The sequence below is a fragment of the Cyclobacterium sp. 1_MG-2023 genome, from assembly GCF_030546805.1.
GTDB lineage: Bacteria > Bacteroidota > Bacteroidia > Cytophagales > Cyclobacteriaceae > Cyclobacterium.
In genome coordinates this window covers 1-4,256 of sequence record NZ_JAUOPC010000037.1, presented here as the reverse complement: position 1 = coordinate 4,256, position 4,256 = coordinate 1, and the positions used below count along the sequence as shown (strand labels likewise).

The 4,256-nt window shown below is 37.5% G+C and carries 3 protein-coding genes; all 3 read left to right on the top strand.

All coding sequences use genetic code 11. The annotated features are described in order from the left end of the window. Nucleotides 1-211: 211 nt before the first annotated feature. Complete coding sequence (locus Q4534_RS23905) at nucleotides 212-1,252, top strand: Fic family protein (RefSeq protein ID WP_303615683.1); 1,041 nt, start codon at nucleotides 212-214, stop codon at nucleotides 1,250-1,252. 178 nt (nucleotides 1,253-1,430) lie between these two features. Then, complete coding sequence (locus Q4534_RS23900) at nucleotides 1,431-2,168, top strand: DEAD/DEAH box helicase (protein ID WP_303615682.1); 738 nt, start codon at nucleotides 1,431-1,433, stop codon at nucleotides 2,166-2,168. Beyond that, nucleotides 2,122-4,158, top strand: a complete 2,037-nt coding sequence (locus Q4534_RS23895) for a helicase-related protein (RefSeq protein ID WP_303615681.1) — start codon at nucleotides 2,122-2,124, stop codon at nucleotides 4,156-4,158. The genes Q4534_RS23900 and Q4534_RS23895 overlap by 47 nt, the downstream gene beginning before the upstream one ends. The last annotated feature ends 98 nt before the right edge of the window (nucleotides 4,159-4,256 follow it).

The following is a 4,256-nucleotide window of genomic DNA, read 5'->3' as shown; positions in this document are numbered from 1 at the left end:
TACTGGTATACTTTCCCCTGGAATCACTGGTATACTTTGCTCTGGAATAGTGGTATACTATGGAGTGGAATACTCAGTGAGAGGCATTGGGTGAAATTCCCTTTGCCTACTCGATTACTAACCGTTGTAGCTCATTTAAAAGAAAGTTACAGCTCAAATCACATTGATTAGTGAGCTTAATACCGTATATTTATGAGCTCAAAGTTTAAAAATGATTGATAATAGAAAACAGCAAGTAATTGATTTCGTAAAAACGAACGGACAAAGTTCATCTAAAGAGATTTTTGATGGAATTGGCGAAACATTTAGTTATGCTACATTAAAGCGGATACTTACCGATTTAAAAGCCAACGATTATTTATTGACAAAAGGACAGGGTAAAGGAACAAAGTATGTTCTTTCTCCTGCTTATAAATTGATTAGTCCGATAGATATTGAAAAGTATTACGAAAAAGAGATTGATGAGCGACAAATCATTAAGAACTTTAATTCTGATGTAATTACGGAGTTGCTTAAAAATTACAATTCGTTTACCGAGAGTGAATTGGATAAATTAGCCTTGTTGCAAAAAGAGTATCAGAAAAACATATCAGAATTATCAGAAACTGAATACAAGAAAGAACTAGAAAGATTGGCCATTGATTTAAGTTGGAAATCATCACAGATTGAAGGAAATACTTATACGCTTTTAGAAACTGAACGATTATTAAAAGAAAAAGAAACAGCTTCAGGAAAAACAAAAGAAGAAGCTGTAATGCTCTTAAATCACAAAGATGCTATTGATTTCATTATAGAACATGATGATTATTTGAATCCATTAACAGTTCCAAAAATTGAGGATATTCACAGCATTCTGACAAAAGAATTAGTGGTCGAAAGGAATTTAAGAAAAAGGAGGGTTGGTATATCGGGAACGAATTATAAACCACTTGATAATGAATTTCAGATTTTAGAAGCACTCAGGAATACTTGTGATGTGATAAACAATAAAGACAGCATATTTGAAAAAGCACTGCTTGCTTTAGTTCTGATTTCTTATATTCAGCCTTTTATGGACGGTAATAAGAGAACGGCAAGGATTGTAAGTAATGCAATTTTAATGAATTATGATTATTGCCCATTATCTTTTAGGACAGTCGATTCAATTGATTATAAAAAGGCTATGCTGTTATTTTACGAGCAGAATAACATTTCAAACTTCAAGGAAATATTTATAAATCAATTTGAGTTTGCTGTTAGAACATATTTTTAGGAAGAAGGAAAAACGAGCTACAACAAGCGGTCATAAAAAATTGCGCGGATAGTGCTAAATTTGAGCGGCATAACAATTAATCAACAGCTTAACGGCTTGATAGGTTTGTGCTTTGAAAAGCGCAACGTTTCATACCGCAGACCGGTTGTGGCCAATTTGAAAAACGATAAAGAAAGACTTGAAACAATTTCCTTCTGATATAAAATTTAAATACGACTGGAGAAAATACCAACAGCGAGTCATTGACGAGTTAGAAGGACATCTTGACGACAACCACCTTCACATTATTGGACCTCCCGGTTCAGGCAAGACAGTTTTAGGACTGGAAGTCGCCATCCGACTGGACAAACCGACACTTGTATTTGCTCCGACAGTGGCTATAAAAAATCAATGGATACAGCGATTCTGCGAACTATTTTTACAAGTTGAGCAAAAACCTGATTGGATTTCAAGGGATATAAAGAACCCGGAATTTTTGACGGTGTCCACTTATCAAGCACTTCACGTTGCTTGCTCAGGAGCTAACCTTGACGAAGAACAAGAAGAATCGGAAGAAGAAAACGGAAACGCAGGTAATGGAAATGGTAACGGGAACTCAAAGACGAAAGAAATTATTAAGCTTTTACAAGCTCAAAACATTGGAACGATTGTAGTTGATGAAGCTCATCACCTCAAAAATGCTTGGTGGCAATCACTAACAGAGGTCAAAAAGGCACTTAATCCAACAATTGTAGGACTCACTGCTACCCCACCATATGATGTTTCTCATTTAGAGTGGCAGCGCTACATTGAGTTGAACGGGCCTGTTGATGCCGAGATTTCTGTGCCAGAGTTGGTTGTTGAAGGCGACTTATGTCCGCATCAGGACTATGTCTTTTTTTTCGCACCCAACGATTCAAGAGAGTCGGAAAATTGACGAGTATCGCCAACGTGTTCAAACTTTATTCAATGATATTAAAACCGATCAAACGTTAATTCAGGCACTTGAAAGGCATCCAATCTATCTAACACCTAACGAGCAACTTGATTGGATATACACAAATCTGGAATATTACTCTGCCACCTTAATATTCCTCAATGCAGTCGGGAAGGAAATCAAGCAAGACCACTTAGAGATTATTGGAGAAAAGAGGTTTAAAATTCCAGAACTGAACTATGAATGGGTTGAAATCTTGCTCACATTCTACCTGTACAAAGACCCTGATGGTTTTACTCCATATACAGAACATCAGGAAAAGCTGACCAACAAGTTAAAGCGGAACGGAGCAATGGAGAGGCGTTCTGTGAATTTCAGAAACAACCGAAAAGTCAACAGCTTCTTGAGTTCAAGCATCAGTAAATTAAGAAGCATTGACCAAATTGTTGATTTTGAGCATGACCATTTGAAGCAAGATTTGCGAATGGTTATTCTCACCGACTATATACGCAAGGAGTTTCTTGTCAACCAATCAACAAATGACTTGGAACTAAATAAAATTGGTGTGCTACCAATATTTGAACAGTTGAGAAGAACTAATGAGCGAGAAATAAAGATTGGTGTTCTCACTGGCTCATTAATTATCATTCCCGTATCAGCTTTTGAGGCTTTCAAGGAGGTTGCTGCTAAATTCAAAATTGAACGACTATCCACTTCATCTCTTCCTTTTGATAGCAAGTACTTGGTAGTAAACTCAACCGAGCAACTGAAGCATGACATAGTTCACATCATCACGCAGGTTTTTCAACAAGGACATATTGAGGTACTTGTGGGAACAAAATCATTGCTTGGTGAAGGTTGGGACGCTCCTTCCATTAATTCTCTCATCCTTGCCAGTTTCGTTGGTTCATATGTTCTTTCTAATCAAATGAGAGGACGTGCGATTAGAACAGAGCGACAAAACATTGATAAGACAGGCAATATTTGGCATTTGGTATGTGCTGACACTACAGCACCCGATGGAGGTGACGATATTCAGTTACTAAAAAGGCGATTCAAAGCCTTTGTTGGGGTGTCATTTCGAGAAGAAGTGAGCATTGAAAATGGAATTGGTCGCTTAGACCTGCCTGACGATTTGATAACAGAACAAGAGATCCTCAATATTAATAACCGTTTGCTTACCAATGCAGGACAACGTGACCAACTCAAAGAAAAGTGGAGACAGGCCTTGGAAAGTGGCGCAACATTGATTGAGGAAATTAAAGTTCCTTTCCCAGAAAACAAAGAGTATAAATCTCTGAAATCACTTTACTATAACCGAACCATTAAATATCTTTTGGGTATGCTTGGTTCTGGATTTGTCGGATTCGGATTTGAAGCGTTACAAGGATTGGGCAGAGCTGCTCGACATATAAGGAGCAAAGAAGATTTGCTTTACTTGCTTATGTTTATTGGTGGACTGGGAGTCGTAATTTTTGGTCGACTTGCATTTAAGACTTTTAGGGCATTCGTGAAATACAGAGACATTTCAAAAGACATACATCAAATCGGTGAAGCACTTCTGGAATCGCTAATAAAAGTTGGGACTATTCATACAGACTACTCAAAGCTGACCGTAGTTTCAGATGTTGATGATTATGGAGCGATCTACTGCCATTTGGAGGGAGGAACAACTTACGAAAAATCAACATTTATTAAATCCTTGCTGGAAATCATTGGCACGGTAGACAATCCAAGATATGTGGTTGTCAGAAAAAGTTTCTTTTTGAATGTACTCTCCCAAAAAGACTATCATTCGGTACCAGATATCCTTGGGCGTAAGAAACAGTTCGCAGAATATTTCGAGCGACAGTGGATACGATTTGTTGGAGCATGTGAATTGGTTTATACAAGGACAATAGAAGGACGAAAATTGCTTCTTAAATCAAGAATACATTCCCTTGCCTCAGAATTTGAGGACAAGACTGAGAGAATAAATAAATGGAGATAAAAAAAATAAAAAACTGGCCAGAACAATTAAGCTACAATGATGCGAAGTAAGACTTCGGTTCATTGTAGCGTATGTTGGACTCAGCCTCCGGTAGCTTT

Bases quoted from the DNA above. Each gene is read 5' to 3' on its own strand.
- Q4534_RS23905 (WP_303615683.1), top strand. From the start codon at position 212: ATGATTGATAATAGAAAACAGCAAGTAATTGATTTCGTAAAAACGAAC.
- Q4534_RS23895 (WP_303615681.1), top strand. From the start codon at position 2,122: ATGTCTTTTTTTTCGCACCCAACGATTCAAGAGAGTCGGAAAATTGAC.